The following is a 26,097-nucleotide window of genomic DNA, read 5'->3' on the forward strand; positions in this document are numbered from 1 at the left end:
ACTTCGTATAACGATTTATCTAAAGAAAAGAGTATCTTCAAGAAAGGAAGACAAAATACACAAATGAATCTAATGATTGTCTTTACTAATGAAGCATTACAAGACAGTACTAGTGTCCACTGAATAGGCTGGATCAAATCAACTGCATTACCATTTGACCACTCCATACTTTTTAAATATCTAAGGAAGATATGTATAGGAAGGAACTTGCTTTTCCATTAACATTTTATCCTTATTTATGATAAGGCTCCCCCCGCACAATCCGAAACGCCCGATAAATCTGCTCCACCAACACCAATCTCATCAACTGATGCGGAAACGTCATTTTCGAAAACGACAGTTTCTCATTCGCACGCTGCATGACAGCATCACTTAGTCCGAGAGATCCGCCTATGACGAAACACACCTTACTTTTTCCGTATGTTCCCAGCTTATCTATTGTATCGGCTAATTCTTCGGAAGTTTTCATTTTTCCTTCGATGGCGAGAGCGATGACGTGGGCGTCGGGGTTGATTTTGCTTAGGATGCGTTCGCCTTCTTTGTCTTTGATGATTTTCATGTCTTGATCGCTGAGATTCTCGGGTGCTTTTTCGTCCGCGAGCTCAATAATCTCGATTTTTGCGTAAGCCTGTAATCGTTTTGTATATTCGGCTATGCCTTGCTTTAAATATTTCTCTTTTAATTTTCCTACTGTGATAATTGATATATTCACAGGTCATCCCCACCTTAAGAACAAGTTATTCATATAAGTTATCAACAATTGTGGATAAAATTTGTGTATTTTGTGTCCGATCATTCGTTCCCCACTATATATATTGCAGGTTCATCGCACAATTCACAGGTTGTGGATAAACTGTGTGTATGTTCGATTTTTCTGAATTCCGGCGGCGTTTCATGATCATCTATGTACATGTCTAATACGGTTTCTATGTGTTCTGCACACGCATAAAATGTTTTGTTCATAAGTTTCTGATTCCTCCAATAGGTTCTCTGGTTATTCACAAGTGTTTCGCTCATTGTCCAATATAACCGATTTATTCACATGTTAATAGTCTTTTACCATTTCCCACACCTTTTATCCACAAACCAAACAAAAAAAGCCTCCACTCCTGTGAAGGCTTCTTTCTATAAAAATGGATTATAAAATCTCGTTCCTCTAACAAATGTAATCACAAGCGACACAATCAGCACCACACCAACAAACAATAATGCCACATAATCTGCTTTTTGAAAGTCTTTTGCCGTAAACCATGTGCGCTTTTTATGTTTCCCAAACCCCCGCAGCTCCATCGCATTGCTGATCGTTTCAATCCTCTCCAAGCTGGAGAAAATCAACGGCATCACAATCGATAACGCATTTTTAATCCGTTTCCCCAGCTTTTCATTCTTCGATAAATCAATGCCTCTTGCTTGCTGAGAAATCGCGATCGTGCGAAAATCCCGCTGAATATCTGGAATATAACGAAGAGCAATCGCTACAGCATACGAAATCCGGTAGCTGACCCCAATTCGGCTGAGAGATGAGGCGAATTCACTTGGATTTGTTGTCACAATAAACAAAAGCGCTGCTGGCATCACGGTCACATATTTCAGCGTAATGTTCAACTGATAGAAAAGCTGTTCAAGTGTGACATTATACCAGCCTGCAATATGAAACAGCTCGTGCTTCGCTCCGTATATGGCGACACCTTGCTGGGGCGCAAAGATGTAAATGGCGATGTTATTGATCAATAGGAAAATCGCCAGGACGATCACCACGAAGGAAATATCACGAAATCGTACGTTCGATAGCTGAAAGAACACGATACTGGCGGCTAGCATAAACACTAAAACGCCTGTATCATACGTGAGCATCGCTGCGGATGACCAGAGGATAAAGCAAATGAGTTTGGTTGCACCTGTCAGCCGGTGAATCGGTGACGGGCGATCGATATAGGACAGCATGTCTACAGCCATGTCATTCGTTCCTTTCTGTCAACCTCAATGAAGCGATCTACGAGTTCATTTGGATTCGGCCAATCTGCTTTCAGCGCAAGTTCATACAGCGACGTTTCCTTTAAGCTCGCCTTTTGGACAAGCAGCTGATCTGTCAGCACTTTGGCTGGTGTATCATCTGCGATTTTTTCTCCATCTGAAATGACAATGGTTCTTGTTGTGTATTCAAGCATCAAGTGCATATCATGGGTGATCATGAAAATCGTGACACCCTGCTGGTTTAATTGCTCTAAAAACGTCATCATCTCTGTGTAATGTTTAAAGTCCTGTCCTGCGGTTGGTTCATCTAAGATGAGGATTTCTGGTTCTAATACAAGAATTGACGCGATGGTGACGCGTTTTTTCTGTCCAAAGCTAAGGGCTGAGATCGGCCACTTCCGAAATGGGTACAGCCCGCACACCTTCAGAACCTGCTCCACACGCTCCTTGATCTCGTCTTCCTTTACGCCTCTTAAAACGAGACCGAGTGCCACCTCATCAAAAATCATTTGTTTTGAAATCATTTGATTGGGGTTTTGCATAACAACACCGATTCGTTCGGAGCGCTGCTTGATCGTATCTCCTGTGATGTCCTCACCATTTAAAAGAATTGAGCCTTTCGTTGGCTTTTCAAATGCACAAAGCACCTTAGATAATGTCGTCTTGCCTGCACCATTGGCTCCTGCGATGCTGATCATTTCTCCTTTTTTGACGGTAAAAGAGATGTTGCTCAGCGTGTTTGGTCTTGTTGGATAATCAAAGCTCAGCTCGCGCACTTCTAGTAAATCCTGTGCTGCAATCTGCTCTACTGATGGTTCAGACGCTTCCATCCATTGCTCGATTTTCTCTTTTGCCTCATCGTCTAAGGTGAGACGCTGTAAATCAGCGATTTGATCTCCTGGCGCAACCGGAATGCCTGCATATTTCATCGCCTTTACATATAAAGGCTCACGTAAATACGCCGCTTCTAGAACATTTGAGGCGAGCAATTCATCTGGTGTCATATCCGCTACAATCGTTCCTTCATTGACAACGATGATGCGGTCCACATGACGGAAGAGGACGTCCTCTAATCGGTGCTCAACCATCACAATGGTTTTTTTCGTTTGTTTTTGCAGCCGGTCAATGAGGTCGATGACTTCTTTACCTGTTGCGGGGTCTAGGCTTGCAAGTGGTTCATCAAACAGCAGAATGTCGACATCATTGACAAGTACGCCCGCAATGGCGACACGTTGTTTTTGCCCGCCTGACAGCTCATGCACGGACGATGCCAGCTTGCCGTCTACCTCTGTTAATCTAGCTGCTTCCTCGACACGTGTGTTCATTTCTTCGCGTGTGACTTGATCATTTTCAAGCGTGAACGCGATATCTTCTCCAACGGTCAGCCCGATGAATTGTCCATCAGGGTCCTGAAGCACCGTTCCGACAAGCTGTGAGAGGGAGAAAATGTTCTCTTTCTCTGCATTTTTCCCGCCGATGTGAAGACTTCCTTCCATAGAACCTTTATAAGACGCAGGAACTAGCCCATTGATACAATGGGCTAGTGTGCTTTTTCCCGATCCAGACGGGCCTGCGATGAGAACTTTTTCTCCTTCATAGATCGTCAGGTTGATATCCTTTAATGTTGGTTCTGCCTGACTGCGATACTTGAATCCGAAATGTTCGAATTGAATCATCGGTTTCTTCATTTATGTGTTCCACCTTGCTTCATGATGTTTCTTTCGATAGGCTGCCGCTTTTGCTTCTCGTTTTTGCATAGGCTGCAATGATGATGGTTCCTAGTACACCAACTGTGATGATGTTTGAAATCCCTGCCACGATGCCTTGAACAAATACTTTGTTCGCAGGTTCTGCATAGATCACAATGTCAAGTACAGGAGCAATGATAAACCAGCCTAATGCCTGTGCGCCTGCTTGTACGGCATTAAAGAGCGTGATTTTCTTCCAACCGAAGTCGCCCTCTTCTACTTTTAAACGGTTAGAAATAAAGCCGATCAATAAACCAACGACACCCGATACAATAATCCAGCTCCACCAAGGGCCAAATGTGGTCGCATCTTTAATGAGATGGCCAATAAAACCAATCAGTGCGCCTGCAACAGGACCAAATAGCACGGCCATTAATGCTAGGAATGCGTATGAGGTTTCAATTTGTGTATTCGGAATACCAGTTGGAATGGAGACGAATCGTCCTAGAATCACAAAGACGGCTGCGCCAATTCCAATGGCAACGACAGTTTTCGTTGAAAGTTGTTTTCCTGCCATGATGTATCCTCCTCTTATTCGTATATAATGCGCGGAGCTTTGCGAATCGAAAGGCGCCAGCCTGTGCCTGTACCGATGTTATAAGCCTTTGCAAATGACCCTTGATTGATCGCCACGCCTAAATGGTCGAGTGAATTGACATATACGAGTGGTTCGCCTACCTTTAAGTCGGCAAAAGATCGTCCATAGGTCATGATATTTTTATACACATTTTTCGGCCCGTTGGCAATGGTAACTTCTATTGCATCCCCATAATTAATTGAAAGCTGTTCAAATAGCGTGTGATGAATGTTTGTCCATAGGTTTCCGAATCTCACATCTAAAATATCAATCGTCCCTGTGATCACATCTTCTTCCGCATAAGCCTGTACGACTGGAAGATGGATAATATCATCAATATTCGCCTTTGGCCCAACCTCTTCAAAAGAAATCACACCTGATGCAATTCTCGCCCCTGTATAAGCGTAAATATCTCTCCCATGGAATGTATGTGATTTTCCCGACTTTGGTAGCCGGTTAATGGTTTCATCTAAATAACGGGCTTCCACAATGCCAATATCCTGGGCAACGTGCGTGAGTGTCCCGTTGTCTGGAGTAATGATATAGTGTGAGCTTGTCGTTTTGACGACAAGACTTTTTCTCTCTGATCCAACGCCCGGGTCAACGACGGAAACGAATACCGTCTCTTCCGGCCAGTATGTGACGGTTTGAAGCAGGCGATAAGATGCCTCCCAGATGTCATACTGCGGAATATTGTGTGTTAAATCAAAAATGCGGATGCTGCTGCTGACCGTATTTGCCACTCCGTACATTGCACTGACAGCTCCATCATCAATGCCGAAATCTGATTGTAAAACCAATGCATGTTCACTCATGTCAATCTCCCTTTCATTTGAAAAAATGGATGTGGTGTTTCACGTGGAACATTTGAACAATTGTATGAAAAAAAGTGGACAATAAAAAATACCCCATCCTTATCTTTGAATCATAAGGACGAGGTATTTGTCTCGTGGTACCACCTTTATTTACTGTTTGCTCGCGCTAAACAGCCTCTACAAGTACAAAGCTCCAATCTGGCTCATATACTGTGGTTTTGATAACGAGTACCAACTCTCGTCGTCACCTACTAATATCATAGATATGTTCAGCACGAGGCTCAGAGACCATTTTTCGAATCATTATTTTTGCTTCTTTTCAGCTGCCGAAGCTCTCTGTGGAAAAATTGATGATTGTACTTTCTCTCGTCATTGCCTGTATAACTATCTTGAATTAAAGCTATCATACATGATGTTTTTTGATAAATCAAGATATTTTTCTGAACATTTTTAAAAATGAGTCAACTGGTGCTGGAAGAGTCTTCTTTTTATGAAATTTAAACAAATGTTAAAGAGCGAGATATGGTGTCTTTCTTTTCTAGGGGTATAATAAAGGTGAAGGGAGGTACAGCGTGTGTGGACCATCTGTATGAATGAGTTTAAGCAGCTCTTCAAAAGCACAAAATCTATTTTAACAATTGTTATTATTTTCATTTTATCTACTTTTGTTTCAAGTCTTCCGTTTATCGCTGCTCATCAGGAAAAATGGGAACTGGCAAAGGATCCTTATTCTATTGGGAATGAACTGGTGATGTCTTTATTTGGTTTCTTCCTTATTTTTTTGTTGTCTCATGATATTTTAAGCCGCGAAATTCATTTGAAAACCATTCGTTTTCTCGTCAGTAAAACAACCCGTTTGAACATTATCATCGGGAAATATCTAGGACTGATGCTGTTTTGGCTTAGCTGTATTATGACGACATATGTGCTGAATATGGTGATTTCACACCGTTTTCTGTTCTCAGATGCCTTAAAAATCTTAACCTTTATCAGTGTCGGTATCTCATGTGCTTTATTTTTGTCCATGCTCTTTCCAACACCGCAGAAATCAATGTTTGTCGGTATGTTATTTTCCTTTCTTTTCCCAATCGTCAGTATGATTTCTGTTCTTTCTTCAGAACGAATGATTCATTGGTTCCAATATATGACGCCTTATTATTATGCGCGCTGGAGTGAACCGCTGACCTACGTCCTAATGAACACGGCATTGACCGTTATCTTACTCATTGGAACTGCACTGCTGTTTCAAAGGAGGGATGTGTAGATGCTTCATACAAAAGGGCTCACAAAAAAATATCGTACAAAAGTCGCAATAGATCATATTAATCTTGATGTCAATCAGGGCGATATCTTCGGCCTCATTGGACCAAAGGGATCTGGTAAGACGACGTTTTTCAATATCATTACCGGGATCTCCCGCCCTACCTCTGGTACGTTTACAGTGATGAATATGCCTTCGCTAAAAAAAGTGAGACAGCATATCGGTGTTCTGCCAGAATATACGGATTTATATGAAGGTCTTACGGCTCTTGAGCATATTGCCTATTTATCAAAAATCACCGGAACACGCCAGAGAACGAGTGATTATGAAGAACTACTCGAATTTGTCGGTTTACATCATGATCATCAGGAGAAGGTCGGTGCCTTCACACCTGGTATGAAGAAACGGCTCGGAATGGCGCAGGCCATCGCCCATCAGCCGGAATTTATTTTACTTGACGAACCTTTTGCCGATATTGATGCAGATTCGATCTTGCACATTCAGCGGGTCATTGAAACATTAAAGGATGAAGGGAAAACCGTCTTTTTAACAGCTGACCGCCCAAGGTTCACCAATAGTATTTGTACCAAAACGGCATTCATTTCTGAAGGAAAATTAGTGTCCCCACATACTCATCCTCAAGAGAAAACCATCACATCCTCAAACATACGTGCAACCTTCAAGCATGCATGGATTGATGATGAGGTGAAACCTGTTCTCACGCAGTACCTACAAACTGTCGGAACAGATCTTGTGATCAGTGATGACGAGACCTCATTGTTAATTCGTTCAGAAGCTCAAGTTCCAGCGATCATTCGCGCTTTCGTGAAGTGTAAAGTCGATTTATACAGAGTCACGGCTCAGGATGCCATGATGTCCTCATAAAAAAGTACCGTACGCTTTCTGCACGGTACTTCTTCTTTTTTATAAAGGTTTACTCATATAAATACCGGTTTCTGCAAATCCCGTTTTCTCGTACAGCGAACGGGCGATTTGATTGTGAGCAAAGACATGGAGCGAGAGTTTTTGCACACCTAATGACTTTGCCTGCTCCTCTAATGCAGCAATGGCCTGCTTTGCAAAGCCTTTTCCTCGATAAGCTTCAAACAAAATAAAGTTATAAATAAATCCTTCGTGCTGCGGGTGATTCGGGTCATAGCAAAGCCAAACCCAGCCAATCGCTTCATCTCCGTTTAAGAAATTCCACAGCTCATGATGCTCTGTCTGAAGTCCTTCTGGAAGAAGCCTGTCAAATTGTTCTTCTGCGTTCGCAAGTGATTCTTCCTTCTTCCATGTTCCTGCGAGTACCTTTTCTTCCGCGTACCGCTGAATGGCCTTCTCTATCAATACATCGTAATCGGTTTGTGACATCCGTTGTAGTGTAACCAACCTTACAACCCCCTTTCCTTCATCATATGTCAGTCATGCCAAAAAAACCAGTCCCTTACTGGAACTGGTTAGCCGCCATATCGGTCGGTTTGAGAAAGTTTGATCTCTGCTGATTTTTTCTTCCCGCTTCGGTAAAATTGCACCTTTACCTTGTCGCCGACCTTCCTTTGATATAAGTACTTACGGAGATCCACGATATTCTGTACACTCTTGCCATCAAAGGAGGTCACGACATCCAGCTCTTTTAGTCCCGCTTTTCCTGCTGGAGATAACGGCTCAACACTCATGACAACAACCCCGGATGTAACCTTAGATGGCAGTTTCAACGTTTCCTGCCAGTGGTAGCTCGCAATATCCGCTAATGATTTCATGCCGACGCCAAGATACGGACGCTTTACCTCTCCGTAGCGCTCTAAATCCTCTATGACAGGGATGACCAGATTCGCTGGAATAGACAGCCCGATTCCTTCTACCTCTGATTCAGCAATCTTCATTGAGTTGATGCCGATCACCTTTCCGTCCATATTGATCAAGGCACCACCGCTGTTTCCAGGATTGATGGCGGCATCTGTTTGCAGTACCTCTGCATTCCAATCCGTCTGTCCGTCTCCATTTGAGTCAACAGGGATCGCACGCTCTGTGCCTGATATGACTCCTTGTGTGACAGAGCCTGCGAATTCAAGCCCTAATGGATTTCCAATGGCGATGACTGGCTCACCCGGTTTCACATGATCTGAGTTACCGAAGGCTGCCGTTTTCTTGATTTTATTACTTTTGACAGTGAGAACTGCTAAATCCATGAGCTGATCGCTCCCGACAAGATTGGCACTAATTCTTGTCCCGTCATGGAGGCTCACTTCAAGCTGGTTGGCGCCTTTGATGACGTGATGGTTTGTGACAATATAAAACGTGTCACCCTTTTTTTTATAAATCACACCTGACCCGCTGCCTGCTTCTCCACCTTCCTCCCAAAAGCTCGATTTTTGGATATTAATGACGCCGACCACCGTATCTGACATATTAGACACCACTTTCGTGACAGCATCATTGACGTTTACATTCACCGTCTTTAAAGGACCCTGTGATGCTTGCCCATCACCGTTCTGCTGCCATCCAAAGGGACTGCCGCTCTGTCCAGATACATAGGGGAAAAAGAATCCCATTAAAAAAGCTCCTACCAATACACCGATCAAACCAGAAAGAAAATATCCTTTTCTGCTTCGTCTCGGCTTCCACTCTACATCGCGATAATCCACTATGTTTCCTTCCTTTCAGTGAATAGATGATGTATATAGTGTTGGTAAGAAGCTCTTATCTTAATCATACGATTATAAAAATCATACGGCGCAAAGCGGGGTTGCTTTTTTCGGGTCCGTATCAAATAAATCAAAGCCATCCCCCACAACAAAGCCCTTCATTTCAAGCGTCTGCTGGACCGCCATACGGGCTAAATCCTTCATGTTGTTGTCTTGACTCAAGTGAGCCAAATAAATGCGTGAGGTGGCATCTCCAATGACATCTGTCATTGCAAGAGCAGCATCTTCATTTGATACATGTCCGACATCGCTTAGAATTCTGCGCTTAATGCTCCATGGGTATCGGCCCATTTGCAGCATCCCGACATCATGATTGCTCTCAAACACAAACGTATTGGCTGACTTAATAATGCCTTTCATGCGGTCACTCACATAGCCTGTATCCGTCATAAGGGCAAGTTTGCGCCCTCCATAATGGAACACGTAAAACATAGGCTCTGCCGCATCGTGTGAGACGCCAAATGACTCGACATCAAGGCCGCCAAAGGATTGAACGGTCTCCATATCAAAATGGAATTTCTGCTCTGTATCAATTTTTCCGATATGAGATTCCATCGCCTTCCATGTTTTCGCATTTGCATAGACAGGAAGCTTGTACTTTCTTGCCATGACACCAAGCCCTTTAATATGATCGGAGTGCTCATGTGTCACAAAAATGCCGTCCAAGTCCTCAGGCTTGCGGTCTATTTGGCCAAGCAGCTCGACCATCTGTTTGCCGCTTAAACCAGCATCCACCAAAAAGGCATGCTCGTCTGTTTCTAAATAAAAAGCGTTCCCCGTACTTCCGCTCGCTAGTACACTGAACTGCAAGCTCATGTTCTCTCACTCCATTGAAGATTTGTCATCTTTCTCTATATGATCAAGTGTTGAGCCATCGATGGCATTGATCAAATATTCTTCCTCTGTCTTTTTCTTTGAACCTGCTGATACGCCTTCAAGCTCCACCCGCCATACAGGAACCATGACTTGCGTGCTTGCCCCTGGGTATTGCGTATAGTAGCCAAGCTCTACCTTTTTCACGGTCGTGTTTTGACTCAGCATATTTTGCGTATATAAGTCCTTCACGGTTTCAAGTGCTGGGACAAGGGTTTCTTTTCTCACTTCATTAATCGATGTCACCATTGATTGCTGATATGAGACGACTTCGTTTTGATCGTTGAGATTTAAGGTAATTTGCCCGATGGTTTCGGTGTCATCAAGGCCTTCTTGGAAGATGTATTTCCCTTTATACGTTTGGAAAAAGACGATTTTCCCTGTCTCCTCATCTATATTCCACAGCTTATAATTCTTCCCATCCAGCAAACGCTGGTTCACAAGGTTCGTCGCCGCTGTCTTAATATCCTTTTTCGGCAAGGCAACTGGCTTGTTGAAGGTCATTTCAAGCAGCGTGACAGGATCATCTTTTTCTGTTTTCGGGAATGTGCTTTTCGCCTTTTGATCAGCTAATCCGTCGACATCCTTTTTCGTATATTGCTTCTTTTCAGCTGTAATGCGGTATCCAATCTTCGCTTCATCTGATAGATTGCCATATTTGATCCCGTCTGCCTTCATTTCCTCCAGCGTATCCGTTTTTTCGATAATCGCAAAATGATCGGTTGACCGTTTTTCAAAGTATTGAAAACCTAGAAAGATATCGAGAACGAGAAAGGCTAGGATAAAGATCGTTTTGGTCTTATTCCACTCCATGATTCTCGCTCCCCTCTGTCAAAAGATCATTCGATAGAATCACGGTTTTGCCGTTATACTTCATGCACCATACAGGCTCCAGCCAGACAAACATTGCTTGATCTTGATCTGATGGAGTTGAAGCAGCTTGATATGCAGGGAAAATCTGTTCAATTTTCTCCAGGTCATCATATTTCGTCTGCTTGATGATCAAGTCCTTCAGCTCTGTCCCGTTCATCAGCTTGACCTGTTCACTTTGACTCGCTTTATTGCCAAGAATATAGTTTGGACGCTTGTAATTCAAAATGTCATCATTCGCCCATTGGACTTCAAGGGAGGTCATCCCAAATGGATGCTTTGTACTGTTCACAATCGGCAGACCGTCCATAAACATATTAAAGGACAGCTGCTGGTTGCTGTTGATACCAAAATATTGATAGTCATCAGTAAAGCTTCCCGTATCATTGAAATATTTCACGCTTCGCTTAATCAAATCCCCCGTTTGGAAAACAGTGCTGGAATTGATATTGCGGTGCTGATATTGAATGCGGTGGTCTTTTTGATTGGCTTCAAGGCGGCTTGTGCCATCTGTGTATACCGTCCGGTTTAAATTAGATTCCTCACCGACAAGGCTCGGGTCCGTAAACAAAGCGTCTTTGAACTTGTTTGTCTTAATCGTTTCGATAAAGAACATCTTCGCTTCAAGCTGCTTTTGCTTTCTCGGAAGAAGGAAATCTCGTTTAGAATTCGTCGAGAATGTATAAAGATCATAGCGCGGCATCTCGTTTTGAGCGGCTGCGATACTGTTCATTAGATTACGGTAATTGGCGGACTCAATTGTCAGCTCAAGCACCGTCTCCTTGCTGTATGAGACCAAATATACTTTTTTATTCGCCTTATCCTGCTGGGCGAATGGCACGATCATCCGATCAAACGAGTTGTATTCAATGGACTTGTTCGGCCATTTAAAGAGCGCTTGGAAAATATCAATCGGAATCGGATCATTGAACACAAGATCCAATGTTTTCCCTTGTCCTTCGCGTCCATAGAAGAAATTCTTAAATTTCTGCTCGGAATATTGATCTGACACATCATTAATCTCTTTGACATCCCAAAGGCTCACATCATTCCAAAAGTTTTGAAAGAGTTCCTTTTGATCCACTTTAAAATGCTCTCCATTTGAATGGATGAACATCTCTCGCGGCTTCACGACATCAATGAGACTTCTAGGCTCGTCGCTTGAAATCTTCTTCGTTTCCACGACCTTTGTGCCGGTATCTGCCTGATCCTGCATGACGGGCTGGAACATCCAGATATTCCACGTAAATACAAGACTGATCGCAATTAGGATTGTCAATATTATGGTTTTAAAGGTCTCACGCTTCATCCCAATCATCCTCTTGTTCTTCATTGTACGGAAGGGTAAAGGTCACCGTTGTCCCTTTTCCTTCAATGCTGTCAGCCCAAATATCTCCGCCATGAGCTTGAACCATTTCTTTTGCAATCGCAAGACCGAGGCCGGTTCCGCCAAGCTTTCTTGTTCTTGCTTTATCTACCCGATAAAAACGTTCAAAGATTTTATCCATATCCTTCTTCGGAATACCGATTCCTTCATCTTTGACGCTAAATAACACAAGGCCTTTCTCTTCATCCAGATCAACGGTAAACGTGATGTGTCCACCCTCTGGTGAGTATTTCATGGCATTGGAAATGATATTATCGAGCACCTGTGTAATTTTATCTTGGTCGATTTCCACATATACTTCACGCTGCGGCAGGTTGCGGATAAAATCGACATGCTGCTCCTTCGTCATTTCAAAACGATCAATGACGAGCGAGATAAACCTGATAAAGTTCGTCCACTCACGGTTGAATTGATAATCCTTGCTGTCGAACTTAGACAGCTGCAGCAGGTCATTGACAAGCCGGATCATGCGCTCCGTTTCATTTTGCGTGACACTGAGAAATCTTGGCGCAAGCTCTTTATCACCAATCGCACCTTCAGCCAGTGCCTCAAGATAGCTTCGCATCGTCGTCAGCGGTGTGCGCAGCTCATGCGATACGTTCGCTACGAATTCACGGCGTTCAGCATCAATTTTCTCCTGCTCTGTGACGTCATAAATGACCGCAATTAAGCCATCAATTTTCCCATGCTCTTTCTGAATGACGGAGAAATTAACACGCAATACAGACAGCTGATCTTCGCGCTCAATTTCTATCAGCATGGAATCTTGATTTTCGACTAAATCTTCAAATGTATGAGTTTCCTCTAAGCCAAGCAAAGACGTGATCGGCATCTCTAAAGCTGTTTCACGTGAAACATTTAACAGCTCTAATGCAGGGCTGTTTAATAGAATAATTGCACCGTTTTGATTCGTTGCGATGACACCGTCCGTCATATAGGCAATAACAGAAGAAAGCTTTTTCCGCTCCCCTTCCGTCATCAGCTGAGCTTCCTCCAGCTCTCTCGTCAGATGGTTAAAGGTTGTTGCAAGCTGGCCAATCTCGTCATGCCCATACTTCCGGACCTTTCTGGAGAAATTCCCTTTGGCAAGCTCGATCGCCTGCTTTCTCATATCTGAAATAGGATGAGTGATCGTTCTAAAGATGAAGATACCAAGTAGAGCAGTCGTCCCAAGTGCAATTAGTGTCCCAGTCGCTAAAATGGTGTTAATGGTTCGCATTTGGTTAAACACACTTTCCATTGAAGACACAACATAAATCACACCAACGGTCTCTTGGTTCTCATTTTTTACGGCTGTCGCAGAAATACGCACCCTTTTATTTGACTCAGGGTCATAGAATTTTTTCTCATAGTCTTTGCCAACCGCGAAAATACGGCTAATGATTTGATCAGTAATTTTCTTACCGGCAATCTCTTGACTGCCGTTATTGACAGAGGCAATGACCTCTCTGCTTTCGTCAATATAGCTGACTTCAGAGATTTCATTAGACTCATCTTTGTTGTTAAAATCGTTTAATATCTTTTGAGCATCCTCTTTTAATTCTGCCTTACTTTTCGATGAATCTTGTTCTAGGTAATACGATAACGAGTAGATTCGCTGATTCAAGGAATTATCATATGAATTAATTAAGGACTGCTCTAGCTGCTTCACAAAGTACACGCCAATGATCTGCATGGCAACGATGATCAGCAGCACGTAAATCAAGGTCAATTTAAAGTGAATCGAGCGAAAAAAACCTACTTTACTCATAAGAATCTTAGTCCTGTTCTGGGTTTCTTAAATAGTAGCCGACGCCTCGTCTTGTCACGATCCAGCTCGGGTGGCTTGGGTTGTCTTCAATCTTCTCACGAAGACGGCGGACTGTGACGTCTACTGTACGGACATCCCCGAAGTAATCGTAGCCCCATACCGTTTGCAGCAAGTGCTCACGTGTCATGACTTGTCCGATATGTTTCGCTAAGTAATGAAGCAGTTCGAACTCACGGTGCGTTAATTCTATCGTTTCCTCGCGCTTAGATACCACATACGCATCTGGATAAATAACAAGTGATCCAACCTCAATATCATTTGATTCAGATTCTTCCTCCGTCTGAGGAGCAGCGGTTTGTCTTCTCAAATTCGCTTTCACACGGGCAAGCAGCTCACGTGTGCTGAAAGGCTTCGTCACATAATCATCTGCGCCAAGCTCAAGGCCGATGACTTTATCAATTTCAGAGTCTTTTGCTGTCAGCATGATAATCGGCATGTCATATTTCTTTCTCACTTCACGGCATACTTCAACACCATCTTTATTCGGCAGCATAATGTCGAGCAGAATAATGTCCGGCTTGATTTCTTCTACCATTTCAAGGGCTTCGTTTCCATCATATGCACAATGAACCTCATAGCCCTCTTTCCTTAAATTAAATTCCAATATATCAGCAATCGGTTTTTCATCATCTACGACAAGAATCTTTTTTTCCATTGTGATTTCCTCCTGCATTTTTAGCATCTATGTCATTCCATTTTGCATGTATCATTACGCCTTTTCCATTTATGAAAAAAAGGCTCACTGTCTATTATAACGTTTTACGAGGCAAAGATAAAAATAATAACGGCTTTCTTTTCTAGTAAACGTTGGATAGGAAGGCGCCGCCCGAAAAAAATTGATGACTTTTTCCTTTTTTATTGAAACTTTTCCAATCACCAGCCGTCTATATAGATGTAACGTCTTCTTCTTATGGAGCCGGGCCCTACCTAGGTCCGGCTTCTCCCTTTTTATGCCTTCTTTTCATAATAAAAACGCACCTGCGATTGCAGATGCGTTTGGAAGTGGCTCGGGACGGAATCGAACCGCCGACACACGGATTTTCAGTCCGTTGCTCTACCAACTGAGCTACCGAGCCATCATCAAAAAGATGAATATGTATAAATGGCGGTCCGGACGGGACTCGAACCCGCGACCTCCTGCGTGACAGGCAGGCATTCTAACCAACTGAACTACCGGACCTCAGTAACTTGCCCGAAAAAGCAATCGTGGTGCTCCTTCAAGCAAGTGAGGAAAAAATTAGCTTAACGCTAAAGTAAATCAATGACCCGTACGGGATTCGAACCCGTGTTACCGCCGTGAAAGGGCGGTGTCTTAACCGCTTGACCAACGGGCCAATACATGGTGAGCCATGAAGGACTCGAACCTTCGACCCTCTGATTAAAAGTCAGATGCTCTACCAACTGAGCTAATGGCTCTCGGTTTGTGAAAAGTGAATCTGAAGAAGCTGTATTGCGCCAAACCAATCGCTTTAAAAAAGCTGGAACATCGCATCCTAACAAGTTTCAGAGACCTTTGCAACAACGAGATTTATAATATCATAGAGTAATTACATATGGCAATACGTTTTTCGACATTTTTTTAAAAAAAGTGTCGGATTTAAATTTCTCCTATCAAAGCTCCCACTTCTGCAACCGCCTTCATTAGATACGCCTTTTCGGATGTCTTCTGCCTACTCAAACACATAGACACGTTTCAGGCCGCTCAAAAATGGCTATACATGAAACAAGTGACATTGTCATTGAAAAAGGAGGAAGCAGTATGAGTTCATTCAAATTAGGAGATAAAATGCCCAACTTTTCACTTCCAACAATACAGGGCGATCACATTGATTTCGACAAACATTTAGAGGAGCATCAAAGCTGGCATCTGATCGTTTTCTTTAGAGGCTCTTGGTGTCCGGTATGTGTAGAAGAATTAAAAGAGCTCGAACAGCAGCAATCATATTTTCAGGACAAGGATATTCACTTGATGGCGATTTCAACGGATAACCCTGAGGACTTGAAGGCATTTGCGGATAAAGAGGGACTGTCCTTCCCGATCATGTATGACCATGACCTCACGTCATTAAAAGCATATGAAGTCCACTATCACGGGGAAGATGCCCCATATGAAGACCACGGGGTGCACGGTGAGCCCGCTTATTTCTTATTAAATGAAAAAGGTCAAGTGCTCTATCAGCAAAGACAAACAAGTCCGTTTGGCAGACCGCACGCCAACGAACTACGCAAAATCATCCAGTACATCCGTAAAAATTTAAAAGGCCAATATAAAAGCCTGAAGTAAGGAAAAAGCCCTCATGATGAGGGCTTTTTTTATGAACGCTTTTTATTATATAGCCAATCTGCGGTGAAAAAAACAAAGAGACCCGCCATGAGAATGACAAAAGTGACGGGTGGTTTATTCCCCTGGAAATACATGTACAGCGCATGCCCTCCTAATGCGAGAAGATAAAAGACAAATGCTGTTACAGCTGCTTTATATGTATTCGCTTGTTCTCTTTTCGTCATTTTTTTAAAAAACATTGTGTCTATCCCCTTTATGCTGCTTTTTTATCGTCACCCGGCGAAGTGCCCGTGAACGGATATATTCCATTGGCCCGATTCCCCAGACGTTTAAGCAGCATGCTGAAATCGCGATTTGCAGAAGTGAAATCAACAGCCATGCCAATACAATAAGGGGCGCATTGATTTGACCGCCAAGACCCAATCCCCAGCTATAAAAAAGAATGGAGCAGATGACATTTTGCAGGATGTAGCAGCTAAGCGCCATTTTCCCTACATATTCAAACCAAGTCCACATGAACCATGACTCCGTGCGTGCTAGGAGCTTCGCAATGACAGCTATATAGAAAATAGAGAGGAATGGTGAAAAGGCGTAGCGCACCACAAATTCCACTAGATCGTTCGGTACGAAAACTAGTGCATTCAGCGGCAGACCAATCCACAGTCCGATTCGGAACAATATTTTCCGGAGAGATTGTCCGCGTTCATTTGCATAAAATACACCAGCTCTCATCATCCGCACCCCTAATAAAAACAGAAATGTGTTCATTGGAATGATAAAAATCGCTTCTACTCGGTACATGAAGAAGTATTGTAACCGTTCTTGAACCTGCGAGATCCATGTCTCTGGCAGCTGCTCTTCCAGCGCCGGTTCACCGCTTTGATCATCGGTCGCTGACTCCATTTCAGAGAGGGAGTACAGCATCAGACATGACATCATGAGCAGATGAATCACACCTGAGAACACCATGCCCTTTTTGATGCGCCTGCTTCCTCCCCGTACAATGTAAGCCACAAGCAGTCCCGTAACGGCATAGCTCATGAGCACATCATATTCCATCACAAGTGTAAAATGGACAAAGCCTTCGAAAAATAAAAATAAAAGAATCCATAAATAAGTACCCGGCCAAGGCGTGTCCTTCCTTTTTGCCTGCTGGTATTTCAGCTCCAATCCAACACCAAACATGATCGTGAGCAGCGAGAGCATTTTTCCATAAACAAACATGGAGACAAGACTTTCTAGAAAACTGCCATTTTCATATTCATCCGCAATCTGATCTGTCGCAAAGGTATCCCCTGCATACGCAAAAAACCAGACGTTCGTTCCCAAGGTGCCTAGTATGGCAATACCTCGTAAAATATCTAATAATCGTATTCTTTCTTTCACTAGAACGCTCCTTCCTCCTATACAGTTATCATATTTTGGTAATGACCGGAAGTCCGTTCTACTGAAATTAAGGAATATTTAAACAAAAAAACACCAGTAAAATGCGAGATTTTACTAGTGCTTCATCAATCTATTCTTATGGACGGTACACGCTGCGGACAACGTTCGTTTGTGAACGATCTGGTCCGACTGAGAAAATGGAAAGTGGAATACCTGTTAATTGTGAAATGCGCTCTAAATAATGGCGGGCATTTGCAGGCAGTTCACTTAAGTTCTTTACGCCTGTAATATCCTCTGTCCATCCTGGCATTTCTTCGTAGACAGGCTCACATTTCGCTAATTCATTTAGGCTTGCTGGGAATTCCTCAGTGATTTCTCCATTCAATTTATAAGCGACACAGATTTTCAATTTTTCAATCCCTGTCAGTACATCAATTGAGTTAAGAGATAAATCTGTAATTCCGCTCACACGGCGTGCATGACGGACAACAACGCTATCAAACCAGCCGACACGGCGCGGGCGTCCAGTTGTCGTACCGTATTCACGGCCAACCTCACGAATTTGATCGCCAATTTCATCATGGAGTTCTGTTGGGAATGGGCCATCTCCAACACGTGTTGTGTACGCTTTTGACACGCCGACTACATGTTGGATTTTTGTTGGTCCTACACCAGAACCAATCGTCACGCCTCCAGCTACCGGGTTAGATGATGTCACAAATGGGTATGTCCCTTGATCGATATCAAGCATGACCCCTTGTGCTCCTTCAAATAACACGCGGCGGCCTTCATCTAGTGCATCATTCAAAACAACAGATGTGTCTACGACATATTTTTTCACTTGCTGGCCATATTCATAATACTCGTCTAAAATATCTTCAATCTTGAAGCCTTCTGTGTCGTACATTTTCTCTAAAAGACGATTTTTCTCTTCTAGATTGCGTGCAAGCTTCTCTTCAAATACTTCACGATCTAATAGATCTGCGACGCGGATACCGACGCGGGCAGCTTTATCCATATAAGCTGGTCCGATTCCTTTTTTCGTCGTACCGATCTTGTTAGCCCCTTTCCGCTCCTCTTCTACCTCGTCCAATTTTAAATGGTAAGGCAGAATAACATGGGCTCTATTGCTGATTCTGAGGTTATCTGTACTCACATTCCGTTCGTGAAGATACGCAAGCTCAGTGACCAACGCTTTAGGATCAACCACCATTCCATTACCGATGACACAAGTTTTCTCTTTATAAAAAATACCGGATGGAATGAGGTGTAGCTTGTATGTCACTCCATCAAATTTGATCGTGTGACCTGCATTGTTTCCCCCTTGATAACGGGCAATCACCTCTGCATTTTCTGAAAGGAAATCGGTAATTTTCCCTTTCCCTTCGTCACCCCACTGCGTACCTACTACGACTACTGAAGACATATCGTGCACCTCCGTTAACCTTTCAAAACGTTATCTCTTTCAAACACATTTATTTTATCAATGCACAACGAAAAAGTCAACGCGAAATCCGAACATTAATATATCGAAATTGAATTTTGTTCGTTTTAAATATGAGAAAAAGCGCTTTAATCGTCTCTTCAGTGCTTAAAAAGGGAGATTTTGAGTAAAAACAACGATTTTGATTTTTCCCTATTTTGATGGATTTTGAATCAGCTGAATCATTGAACTTGCCATAAAATCAGGTGAGTACGGTCTTCCTGTCCTCAGCCACCATTCAGCCGTGCCAGCATAAGCGGACATGACGAATTGCTTCTGCATGTCGAGAGGAACAAGATGCCGAGCAGCCTTTTTATCTGCGACCTCCTCTGCCCCTAAAGAAAAGCTATCTTCAAAAAAAGCACAAACCGTTTGACGAATATTGAGCTCTCGGCCTCTTTTCAAGAGAATTTGATACTCCTCTTCATGTTCCTGCAAATGCTGATAAAAGCGAAAAATATACACATATGCTGTATGCTCTTCTTGCCAATCTTCTTCCGATACAGGAGCAAAAATAGCATTTTTCATCACATCAAACATCTCAGCCATCACCTGCTGGGCAAGATCAAATTTATCCTCATAATGCTGATAAAAAGTCGTCCGGTGGATGCCTGCCCTCTTCGTCAAATCCTGTACAGAAATTTTGCCCCACTCTTTTTCTCTTAATAACTGAAATAACGCTTTTCTTAAATGCTGTTTTGATTCCGTTGCGCGCTTATCCCCTCTGTAGCAGTCCGCCACAAGCCGCTCTCCCCTTCCTCTTTTCTTCAACAGATTTCGTTTTTCTGTTGGTTGAATCCTCCAGGCTGATGAATTAACTTTAATCTAACACAATGAAAAAAAGGAATCATCTGACAACCCATAAGGAGTGATAATCGTGGAAACAACAACACCAAATGCCGTGCAAAAAGCGTTATTAAGAGGGAAACATAAGCAGGATCCGTATCACCCGTTCGATTGGTATGCCAACATGCGTCAGACATCACCTGTTCATTTTGATGAAGCCAGCCAAACGTGGAGTGTATTCACCTACGAGGAAGCAAAGCGTGTGACAATCGATAAAGATACCTTTTCGAGTCAGCCGCCTAAAGACCGGCGGAAGCATTCCTTGATGAAAACAATGGTGATGATGGACCCGCCCAATCACACTCGCATCCGCTCCATTGTCAGCAAAGCCTTTACACCTCGAGTCATGAAATCGTGGGAGCCGCGTATTCAAGAATTGATGGAAGAACTCATGGCAGAATTAGAAGGAAAACAAGAGATTGACCTTGTTCAAAACATTTCGTATCCACTCCCAGTCATCGTGATCGCAGAGCTTTTAGGTGTGCCGTCAGAGCATAAACAATCCTTTAAAGAATGGTCAGATATTCTCGTCAGTATGCCTAAAAGTGAAGATACGGAGGATGTCGCTGAATGGCAGAAAATTCGGGACCAAGGAGAAGCTGACATGATGGCGTTTTTTGCAGACACTATTGAAAGAAAACGTCACAACCTCGGTGATGATTTGATTTCCCTCCTCATCCAAGCGGAGGAGAATGGAGACAAGCTGTCAGCGGATGAATTAATTCCATTCTGTAATCTTCTTCTTTTAGCTGGCAATGAAACAACCACTAATTTGATCTCCAATATGGTCTTTAGCTTGTTAGAACAGCCAGGTACGTATAAAGCACTCGCTCAATCTCCTGAACTTATTCCTCGAGCGGTAGAGGAAGCAGTCCGTTTTCGTGCACCAGCTCCTACGATCGTCCGCTATGTCACAGAAGACACAGTGCTCGGAGGAAAAATGTTGAAAAAGGGGGACAATGTCATCGTGTTTCTTGCGTCTGCCAACCGGGATGAGCGTCATTTTTCAAACGCACATGAATTTGATATACACCGCCATCCTAACCCTCATATTGGTTTCGGGCACGGCATCCATTTCTGTCTAGGCGCACCGCTTGCCCGTCTTGAAGCATGCACTGCTATGAAGGTCTTAATGGAACGATATGAGGCGCTGGAGCTTCTCTCTTACGTTCCAATGACAAGCAGCAGTATGTATGGATTGAAAGAGCTGAAACTGCGTGTGACATCTCGTTCATAACAGAAAAGACTCCCAGACGTGGGAGTCTTTTTTTAAACGGGGGTGATTCCATCTGTGTTCATGAGGACAACTCGGTACCCATCTGGATCTTCAATGGTTGCTCCTCCTCGTTCCCAGTATGGATTCGTTGAGGTGACTTGCCGTCCGCCAAATGAGAGCAATCTCTTTTTCATTTGCTGAAATTCCTCTGCATCTGGAATATAAAAAACAAGCAGCTGTTCTGGATGCGGGACGGGCAGGCTGTCTTCTTCTTCATGTTTGGTGATTTCTAAATGAACATGCTGGTGAGGCAGCCCGAGCATCACACCATCGTACCCTTCATGCTGATCAAATGAGCCTATTCGTTTGAGCCCTAAGCCTTCTTCATAAAAGGAAACAACCTCTTTCATGTTGACGGTTGGGCGTGCGATACGTAATTGAGCGGCTTCAAACTGTTGAAATTTCATCAGTCTTCACTCCTTTTCTCCTTTTAGTATACGCTCTCTCTTTTTCTCTCTCCTCCTCATTTTGATTGTTTTTTCAATCATTCTTTCGATGTAGATCAATCAAAAAAGCCCAGCTTCTTGAGCTGGGCTTTAAGCACCGGGCGGAACTCCCGCATCATCAAATCTTCTTTCCAGATTGACGAATTTGTTATATTCTTTGACGAACGCCAGTGATACTGTACCAACTGGACCGTTACGCTGTTTGGCAATAATGATTTCGATAATGTTCTTATTCTCTGATTCTTTGTCATAGTAATCATCACGATAAAGGAATGCCACGATATCGGCATCCTGCTCGATACTTCCTGATTCACGAATATCAGACATCATCGGACGTTTGTCCTGACGCTGCTCTACCCCACGGGAAAGCTGAGACAAGGCAATAACCGGAACTTCAAGCTCCCTTGCCAGCGATTTTAATGCCCTAGAGATTTCAGAAACCTCCTGCTGACGGTTATCGCTTGATCGCCCGCTTCCTTGAATGAGCTGCAAGTAGTCAATCAGGATCATGCCAAGACCATTTTCTTGCTTCAATCGGCGGCATTTCGAACGAATTTCACTTACTCTGATTCCAGGTGTATCGTCAATGAAAATTCCGCTGTTTGACAGCGAGCCCATCGCCATTGTCAGCTTGCCCCAGTCTTCTTCTGTCAGATTACCGGTTCTTAGGTTTTGTGCATTGATATTCCCCTCTGCACAAAGCATACGCATAACGAGCTGCTCCGCACCCATCTCTAAACTAAAGATAGCAACACTTTCGTCCGTTTTGGTCGCGACATTTTGGGCAATGTTCAATGCGAAGGCCGTTTTCCCTACTGATGGACGAGCCGCTACAATGATTAAATCATTTCGCTGGAATCCAGCTGTCATCCGGTCAAGCTCAGAGAAACCTGTTGGAATCCCTGTGATATCGCCTTTACGGTTATGAAGCTGTTCAATATTATCGTATGTTTGAACAAGAACGTCCTTAATGTTTTGAAAGGCTCCTGAGTTTTTACGCTGCGCCACTTCCATAATGGTCTTTTCAGCATCGCTCAACAGGTCCTCTACTTCATCCTCACGCGTGTATCCATCTTGTGCAATGGTTGTCGCGGTACGGATCAGACGTCTTAAAATGGATTTTTCTTCTACAATTTTTGCATAGTATTCAATGTTTGCGGCAGTTGGGACAGAATTCGCAATGTCGGTTAAATACGAAATCCCGCCTACCTCTTCTAGTAAATCTGTATTGGCAAGCTCAGATGTCACCGTGACAAGATCGACCGGTTCTCCTCTATCGCCAAGTATAAGCATCGCATTGTAAATCTTTTGATGCGACATTCTATAGAAATCCTCTGGAATTAATACCTCAGAAGCGAGCGTTAGCGCAGATGGTTCTAAAAAAACAGCACCTAATACGGCCTGCTCGGCTTCTATATTTTGCGGCGGCAGCCGGTCATCGAGAAGTTCCGTCATGCCAAGCACCGTCCTTTCATAAAAAAATACGCTACTCATCATTTTAACATTTTCATCAATAAAAAAGTGAAAAACATCGACTATAGTCAAAATTACCATGTTGATATTTTGTACAAACCAGCGCATTTCAATAGAAAAGACTCTGTAACATCAATTGTTATAGAGTCCTTCGTTATCGCTAATGGAATTTCGATTTGTTGCCGTTCACACATGTAATCGACGCTCCAACATGGCATGTTCGGATGCGTTTTTTCTAGTCTATCGTTTTCTTAACCCCATAATTCACTTTTTGCCCAATGTCTTGTAAAGAACCGTTTTGATAACCAATAGATAAAACCAAATCGGGAATAGAATCAAACCCGTTTTTCGCTAGGTCAAATAACTGTGAACCGTAATGTGAAGCAGCGATACGCGCATTTTCTGCTGTATATGGATTTTTAAGGAGTTCTTCTTTGTATAGATCAAAAATATTCGTTCCGTTATCCGTTACAAATTGACCATTTACAATGCTTAAATCCTTTAAATTGTAGCCTGTCACCGTTTTGATTTGATTGACAAGATGGAACTTTGCCAGAGAATCCGGTGTGAATTGAGTAGAATCATCATTTCTGCTTTTCATAATATGGAAAAATAATTCTCTTGTATTGTTGGTTGTATTTAATAAGTCTTCTATTTGTTTCATCAGCGATTCGTCTTTTGAACCACTTACCACTAATTTAAAATTGTTCGGGTCAATGGTAAAAGTTAGATTTGTATTTTTAGGAATGGATATCCCGTTTTTAGAGAATAAATCTTGTAATTGTTCGTTGACCTTTTGACGATTGAGTATTTTTTTCTCTACGCTTTCTTGGGTTGAATCGTACCGTTTTTCATTACGGAAGATGGCATCATTAAAGTCATATTGTCCACCTTTATTATTCCTTGCCCAACTCATTTCCATAATGTAAGCAGCTTCTCTTTCCGGTTTTGTTAGATCACTTCTGAAATAAGAAGAGTAAGGGTTTCTATACTTATTATATATATGGTCTTGAGGATCATTGAAACGTTTATTTTGTTCATTTATTTTTTCGTATTTTTCATCTAATATTTTCATCCGTCTATCAGATTCGGTCATCACCTCATTTGTACTTTTAATCGTTGATTGGTCTTTAGAGTCTATTCGGTTCTGATTGTTTGAAGCTGCCGTGTATGACGTATTAATATTCATTTTGATTCTCCTTTTTTAAAAAATTAGTGATTATTAAATATATCGGCAATTAAGTTAAAATTTGTTAGTTTTGATCCGATATAGTAATTATTACAAGGAGGGTTAAAATATGACAAATGCTATTTTCAAACGTTTTTTATTGCCTGCATTATTGTTAGTGCTTATTACTAGTTTTTTTGCACCTCATTCAGCAGAAGCAGCGATTACGGGGAATAACAGTCCTAACACAGCAAGCTCAATGGGATATTGGAAATATAGTCGTCCAGATACGACAATCTTACCTGAAGGTGAAAATGAAGCGTATTATCAATTCACGATCAATAAAGGTGAAAGGGTTTATGTAAGAAGTTCGTATAATAAGCAATATACAGGGATGAAAATCGAAGTGTATAATTCGAAAAACTCTAGGACAGGGTCCGAAGTTATTAATCCTGATTCAATAACGCCATTTATTTTTGCCAACACTGGTGAAGTTACTTCAACTTCAGAAACTTATTTTGTGAAAGTGACCCGTGGGACATATACGGGAAATATGTATTTTACTGTCTCCATCCAAGATCGTATCAAATCTGGGAATGGGACATTCAATTTTACGGGGACTGCTACTAACTTGGGGAATTCTTCTTTAAATTTTTTAGGAGTTGATTCTTCAGTCATTACAATGGATTTAACTAATAATTCCACAGTTCCTAAACGTGCTGTCGTTAAATCGATTTCAACGACTAGTACCCAATCGCCTAACCAAGGAAATGTCACACACAAACTGATGGCTAGTGAAAGTAATATTTGGTACACATCACTTGTTTCATCTGCAACAAGTGGATCCTATCGTATTTCACTGGAAGATGAATTAAAAGTGGCTCAAAAATGGAGCTTTAAGTACAACGCAAAGGCTACTGCGAGATCTACTATGAGCAATGTCAAAGCCGATATTCGTTACGAATATGATGTCACAGATGGATTCTAATTGAATGGTGTTTACAGACATGTACACCGATTGATCAAAAAGTAAGGGGACATCCCTTACTTTTTTCATTGCCGCATTTTTGATGCTATATGATATTTGGCCAACTTTAAAACAGCACCGTGCTTCCATAAGAAATACGCTGCTCATAAAAAGTGAAAATGTTAATGGTGGTTTTGCTTGAGGGCGTGTTGAAAGAGGAGGATGGTGATCATATCGGTGGCTCGCTGGTATAAATCCCATTGTTCATAGGCCGCAAATGTCATCCGTATTTCATGTAATGATTGCTTCATTTCTTGATATTCTTCCACTGTAAACGTATTTTTCAGTTTGAGCTGATGTTCAAGCAGTTTTAGCCTTAGCTTTCCTAATGGAGTTTTCATTCTGCCTACATTCCCTTCGATCTTGTCTTCCTTAGAAAATTGTATATGAATTTACGCATGAGATTGAATAAGTTGTGAGATATGCTCACCAGCTTTTCGAAAAATTCTCCTCTTTTTTCCTAAAAATACAAGAAGGTCTATAGACTTATTTTTCCTCAAAATGATTTCAAGAAGAAAAACCTATATATATTCCTGAATCAAACAGAAGAAAATGGTAAATATCCCGTGACGGTCAAGGTCTTTTGGTATTTCTCCTCTTTTTAAATGACTCAGTCCGGCATTCCTTATTTCCATTCATTTGGTAGTTATTTAGTCCTTTATTTTACGAAAATTTAGATCAAATGATC

General features: G+C 42.4%; 26 protein-coding genes, 4 tRNA genes and 1 other annotated feature. Of the genes, 5 read left to right on the top strand and 25 right to left on the bottom strand.

Features of this window, described 5'->3' with window-relative positions; genetic code table 11:
• Nucleotides 1-232: 232 nt before the first annotated feature.
• The 6 genes from rlmH to EV579_RS17110 form a co-directional block, all read right to left on the bottom strand.
• On the bottom strand, nucleotides 233-712 hold the full coding sequence (rlmH, locus tag EV579_RS17085) for a 23S rRNA (pseudouridine(1915)-N(3))-methyltransferase RlmH (RefSeq protein WP_133744917.1): 480 nt from the start codon (nucleotides 710-712) through the stop codon (nucleotides 233-235).
• An 80-nt stretch (nucleotides 713-792) separates the two neighbouring features.
• A complete protein-coding gene (locus EV579_RS17090) occupies nucleotides 793-963 on the bottom strand; it encodes a CxxH/CxxC protein (protein WP_065215011.1) in 171 nt (56 codons plus the stop codon).
• Between the two features lie 162 nt (nucleotides 964-1,125).
• A complete protein-coding gene (locus EV579_RS17095) occupies nucleotides 1,126-1,956 on the bottom strand; it encodes an energy-coupling factor transporter transmembrane component T family protein (protein ID WP_133744918.1) in 831 nt (276 codons plus the stop codon).
• Nucleotides 1,947-3,662, bottom strand: coding sequence for an ABC transporter ATP-binding protein (locus tag EV579_RS17100; protein ID WP_133744919.1), 1,716 nt, complete (start codon nucleotides 3,660-3,662; stop codon nucleotides 1,947-1,949). Before EV579_RS17100 ends, EV579_RS17095 begins: the two co-directional genes overlap by 10 nt.
• Before the next feature lie 19 nt (nucleotides 3,663-3,681).
• A complete protein-coding gene (locus EV579_RS17105; RefSeq protein WP_024424020.1) occupies nucleotides 3,682-4,239 on the bottom strand; it encodes an ECF-type riboflavin transporter substrate-binding protein in 558 nt (185 codons plus the stop codon).
• Between the two features lie 14 nt (nucleotides 4,240-4,253).
• Nucleotides 4,254-5,114 (bottom strand): SAM hydrolase/SAM-dependent halogenase family protein, encoded by an 861-nt coding sequence (locus tag EV579_RS17110; RefSeq protein WP_024427616.1) that lies wholly within the window; start codon nucleotides 5,112-5,114, stop codon nucleotides 4,254-4,256.
• Between the two features lie 111 nt (nucleotides 5,115-5,225).
• Nucleotides 5,226-5,496, bottom strand: a binding site (T-box leader).
• Nucleotides 5,497-5,688: 192 nt separating this feature from the next.
• Here EV579_RS17110 and EV579_RS17115 point away from each other — a divergent pair.
• Nucleotides 5,689-6,378, top strand: coding sequence for an ABC transporter permease subunit (locus tag EV579_RS17115; protein WP_025093692.1), 690 nt, complete (start codon nucleotides 5,689-5,691; stop codon nucleotides 6,376-6,378).
• The gene (locus EV579_RS17120; RefSeq protein WP_024427618.1) at nucleotides 6,379-7,260 is read left to right on the top strand and encodes an ABC transporter ATP-binding protein; all 882 of its coding nucleotides are present in this window, start codon (nucleotides 6,379-6,381) and stop codon (nucleotides 7,258-7,260) included. It abuts the gene before it with no gap.
• 39 nt (nucleotides 7,261-7,299) lie between these two features.
• Here the strand turns inward: EV579_RS17120 and EV579_RS17125 are convergent, their stop codons facing one another.
• The 11 genes from EV579_RS17125 to EV579_RS17175 form a co-directional block, all read right to left on the bottom strand.
• A complete protein-coding gene (locus EV579_RS17125; protein ID WP_041106743.1) occupies nucleotides 7,300-7,764 on the bottom strand; it encodes a GNAT family N-acetyltransferase in 465 nt (154 codons plus the stop codon).
• Between the two features lie 68 nt (nucleotides 7,765-7,832).
• Nucleotides 7,833-9,023 carry a S1C family serine protease gene (locus EV579_RS17130; protein WP_392387674.1) on the bottom strand — a complete coding sequence of 397 codons (1,191 nt, stop codon included), beginning with the start codon at nucleotides 9,021-9,023 and terminating at the stop codon, nucleotides 7,833-7,835.
• 78 nt (nucleotides 9,024-9,101) lie between these two features.
• Complete coding sequence (locus tag EV579_RS17135; protein ID WP_024424026.1) at nucleotides 9,102-9,896, bottom strand: MBL fold metallo-hydrolase; 795 nt, start codon at nucleotides 9,894-9,896, stop codon at nucleotides 9,102-9,104.
• A gap of 6 nt (nucleotides 9,897-9,902) precedes the next feature.
• Entirely contained in the window at nucleotides 9,903-10,766 is an 864-nt protein-coding gene (locus EV579_RS17140) for a two-component system regulatory protein YycI (protein ID WP_024427621.1), read from the bottom strand.
• Complete coding sequence (gene yycH, locus EV579_RS17145; protein WP_024424028.1) at nucleotides 10,753-12,132, bottom strand: two-component system activity regulator YycH; 1,380 nt, start codon at nucleotides 12,130-12,132, stop codon at nucleotides 10,753-10,755. The genes EV579_RS17140 and yycH overlap by 14 nt, the downstream gene beginning before the upstream one ends.
• The gene (gene walK, locus EV579_RS17150; protein WP_024424029.1) at nucleotides 12,122-13,960 is read right to left on the bottom strand and encodes a cell wall metabolism sensor histidine kinase WalK; all 1,839 of its coding nucleotides are present in this window, start codon (nucleotides 13,958-13,960) and stop codon (nucleotides 12,122-12,124) included. The genes yycH and walK overlap by 11 nt, the downstream gene beginning before the upstream one ends.
• Before the next feature lie 7 nt (nucleotides 13,961-13,967).
• Nucleotides 13,968-14,675 carry a response regulator YycF gene (yycF, locus tag EV579_RS17155; RefSeq protein WP_024424030.1) on the bottom strand — a complete coding sequence of 236 codons (708 nt, stop codon included), beginning with the start codon at nucleotides 14,673-14,675 and terminating at the stop codon, nucleotides 13,968-13,970.
• Between the two features lie 348 nt (nucleotides 14,676-15,023).
• Nucleotides 15,024-15,096 (bottom strand) — tRNA-Phe (locus EV579_RS17160).
• Between the two features lie 27 nt (nucleotides 15,097-15,123).
• A tRNA-Asp gene (locus EV579_RS17165) sits at nucleotides 15,124-15,200 on the bottom strand.
• A gap of 82 nt (nucleotides 15,201-15,282) precedes the next feature.
• Nucleotides 15,283-15,354 (bottom strand) — tRNA-Glu (locus EV579_RS17170).
• 6 nt (nucleotides 15,355-15,360) lie between these two features.
• Nucleotides 15,361-15,436, bottom strand: a tRNA-Lys gene (locus EV579_RS17175).
• A gap of 343 nt (nucleotides 15,437-15,779) precedes the next feature.
• On the opposite strand from EV579_RS17175, the gene EV579_RS17180 reads away from it, so the two are divergent.
• Nucleotides 15,780-16,304: a peroxiredoxin family protein gene (locus EV579_RS17180; RefSeq protein ID WP_133744920.1), complete on the top strand. Its 525-nt coding sequence runs from the start codon at nucleotides 15,780-15,782 to the stop codon at nucleotides 16,302-16,304.
• 29 nt (nucleotides 16,305-16,333) lie between these two features.
• On the opposite strand, the gene EV579_RS17185 is transcribed toward EV579_RS17180, so the two are convergent.
• From EV579_RS17185 to EV579_RS17200, 4 genes are all read right to left on the bottom strand, one after another.
• Nucleotides 16,334-16,543: a hypothetical protein gene (locus EV579_RS17185; RefSeq protein WP_133744921.1), complete on the bottom strand. Its 210-nt coding sequence runs from the start codon at nucleotides 16,541-16,543 to the stop codon at nucleotides 16,334-16,336.
• Nucleotides 16,533-17,690, bottom strand: a complete 1,158-nt coding sequence (locus tag EV579_RS17190; RefSeq protein ID WP_133744922.1) for a DUF418 domain-containing protein — start codon at nucleotides 17,688-17,690, stop codon at nucleotides 16,533-16,535. The genes EV579_RS17185 and EV579_RS17190 overlap by 11 nt, the downstream gene beginning before the upstream one ends.
• A 136-nt stretch (nucleotides 17,691-17,826) precedes the next feature.
• Complete coding sequence (locus tag EV579_RS17195) at nucleotides 17,827-19,116, bottom strand: adenylosuccinate synthase (protein ID WP_024424032.1); 1,290 nt, start codon at nucleotides 19,114-19,116, stop codon at nucleotides 17,827-17,829.
• 210 nt (nucleotides 19,117-19,326) lie between these two features.
• Entirely contained in the window at nucleotides 19,327-19,914 is a 588-nt protein-coding gene (locus tag EV579_RS17200) for a TetR/AcrR family transcriptional regulator (RefSeq protein ID WP_133744923.1), read from the bottom strand.
• Between the two features lie 136 nt (nucleotides 19,915-20,050).
• Between EV579_RS17200 and EV579_RS17205 the strand changes: the two genes are divergently transcribed.
• Nucleotides 20,051-21,256, top strand: coding sequence for a cytochrome P450 (locus EV579_RS17205; RefSeq protein WP_133744924.1), 1,206 nt, complete (start codon nucleotides 20,051-20,053; stop codon nucleotides 21,254-21,256).
• A 32-nt stretch (nucleotides 21,257-21,288) separates the two neighbouring features.
• Here the strand turns inward: EV579_RS17205 and EV579_RS17210 are convergent, their stop codons facing one another.
• From EV579_RS17210 to EV579_RS17220, 3 genes are all read right to left on the bottom strand, one after another.
• Entirely contained in the window at nucleotides 21,289-21,702 is a 414-nt protein-coding gene (locus EV579_RS17210) for a VOC family protein (protein ID WP_024424033.1), read from the bottom strand.
• A gap of 129 nt (nucleotides 21,703-21,831) precedes the next feature.
• Nucleotides 21,832-23,196, bottom strand: a complete 1,365-nt coding sequence (dnaB, locus tag EV579_RS17215) for a replicative DNA helicase (protein ID WP_024424034.1) — start codon at nucleotides 23,194-23,196, stop codon at nucleotides 21,832-21,834.
• 253 nt (nucleotides 23,197-23,449) lie between these two features.
• A complete protein-coding gene (locus EV579_RS17220; protein ID WP_133744925.1) occupies nucleotides 23,450-24,403 on the bottom strand; it encodes a DUF4885 family protein in 954 nt (317 codons plus the stop codon).
• Nucleotides 24,404-24,512: 109 nt separating this feature from the next.
• Here EV579_RS17220 and EV579_RS17225 point away from each other — a divergent pair, with 109 nt between their 5' ends.
• Nucleotides 24,513-25,370: a hypothetical protein gene (locus EV579_RS17225; RefSeq protein WP_133744926.1), complete on the top strand. Its 858-nt coding sequence runs from the start codon at nucleotides 24,513-24,515 to the stop codon at nucleotides 25,368-25,370.
• Nucleotides 25,371-25,531: 161 nt separating this feature from the next.
• Here the strand turns inward: EV579_RS17225 and EV579_RS17230 are convergent, their stop codons facing one another.
• Complete coding sequence (locus tag EV579_RS17230; protein WP_024424038.1) at nucleotides 25,532-25,750, bottom strand: hypothetical protein; 219 nt, start codon at nucleotides 25,748-25,750, stop codon at nucleotides 25,532-25,534.
• Nucleotides 25,751-26,097: the final 347 nt, after the last annotated feature.

Origin of the sequence: Bacillus sp. BK450 (assembly GCF_004364885.1) — a bacterium.
GTDB classification, from domain to species: Bacteria; Bacillota; Bacilli; order Bacillales; family Bacillaceae; genus Bacillus; species Bacillus safensis.

What these genes read in the sequence shown, in the direction of transcription:
- EV579_RS17090 (WP_065215011.1), bottom strand. Translation starts at nt 963, where the DNA reads ATGAACAAAACATTTTATGCGTGTGCAGAACACATAGAAACCGTATTA.
- EV579_RS17095 (WP_133744918.1), bottom strand. Translation starts at nt 1,956, where the DNA reads ATGGCTGTAGACATGCTGTCCTATATCGATCGCCCGTCACCGATTCAC.
- EV579_RS17100 (WP_133744919.1), bottom strand. Translation starts at nt 3,662, where the DNA reads ATGAAGAAACCGATGATTCAATTCGAACATTTCGGATTCAAGTATCGC.
- EV579_RS17105 (WP_024424020.1), bottom strand. Translation starts at nt 4,239, where the DNA reads ATGGCAGGAAAACAACTTTCAACGAAAACTGTCGTTGCCATTGGAATT.
- EV579_RS17110 (WP_024427616.1), bottom strand. Translation starts at nt 5,114, where the DNA reads ATGAGTGAACATGCATTGGTTTTACAATCAGATTTCGGCATTGATGAT.
- EV579_RS17120 (WP_024427618.1), top strand. Translation starts at nt 6,379, where the DNA reads ATGCTTCATACAAAAGGGCTCACAAAAAAATATCGTACAAAAGTCGCA.
- EV579_RS17135 (WP_024424026.1), bottom strand. Translation starts at nt 9,896, where the DNA reads ATGAGCTTGCAGTTCAGTGTACTAGCGAGCGGAAGTACGGGGAACGCT.
- EV579_RS17140 (WP_024427621.1), bottom strand. Translation starts at nt 10,766, where the DNA reads ATGGAGTGGAATAAGACCAAAACGATCTTTATCCTAGCCTTTCTCGTT.
- yycH (WP_024424028.1), bottom strand. Translation starts at nt 12,132, where the DNA reads ATGAAGCGTGAGACCTTTAAAACCATAATATTGACAATCCTAATTGCG.
- walK (WP_024424029.1), bottom strand. Translation starts at nt 13,960, where the DNA reads ATGAGTAAAGTAGGTTTTTTTCGCTCGATTCACTTTAAATTGACCTTG.
- yycF (WP_024424030.1), bottom strand. Translation starts at nt 14,675, where the DNA reads ATGGAAAAAAAGATTCTTGTCGTAGATGATGAAAAACCGATTGCTGAT.
- EV579_RS17180 (WP_133744920.1), top strand. Translation starts at nt 15,780, where the DNA reads ATGAGTTCATTCAAATTAGGAGATAAAATGCCCAACTTTTCACTTCCA.
- EV579_RS17185 (WP_133744921.1), bottom strand. Translation starts at nt 16,543, where the DNA reads ATGTTTTTTAAAAAAATGACGAAAAGAGAACAAGCGAATACATATAAA.
- EV579_RS17195 (WP_024424032.1), bottom strand. Translation starts at nt 19,116, where the DNA reads ATGTCTTCAGTAGTCGTAGTAGGTACGCAGTGGGGTGACGAAGGGAAA.
- EV579_RS17210 (WP_024424033.1), bottom strand. Translation starts at nt 21,702, where the DNA reads ATGAAATTTCAACAGTTTGAAGCCGCTCAATTACGTATCGCACGCCCA.
- dnaB (WP_024424034.1), bottom strand. Translation starts at nt 23,196, where the DNA reads ATGACGGAACTTCTCGATGACCGGCTGCCGCCGCAAAATATAGAAGCC.
- EV579_RS17220 (WP_133744925.1), bottom strand. Translation starts at nt 24,403, where the DNA reads ATGAATATTAATACGTCATACACGGCAGCTTCAAACAATCAGAACCGA.
- EV579_RS17225 (WP_133744926.1), top strand. Translation starts at nt 24,513, where the DNA reads ATGACAAATGCTATTTTCAAACGTTTTTTATTGCCTGCATTATTGTTA.
- EV579_RS17230 (WP_024424038.1), bottom strand. Translation starts at nt 25,750, where the DNA reads ATGAAAACTCCATTAGGAAAGCTAAGGCTAAAACTGCTTGAACATCAG.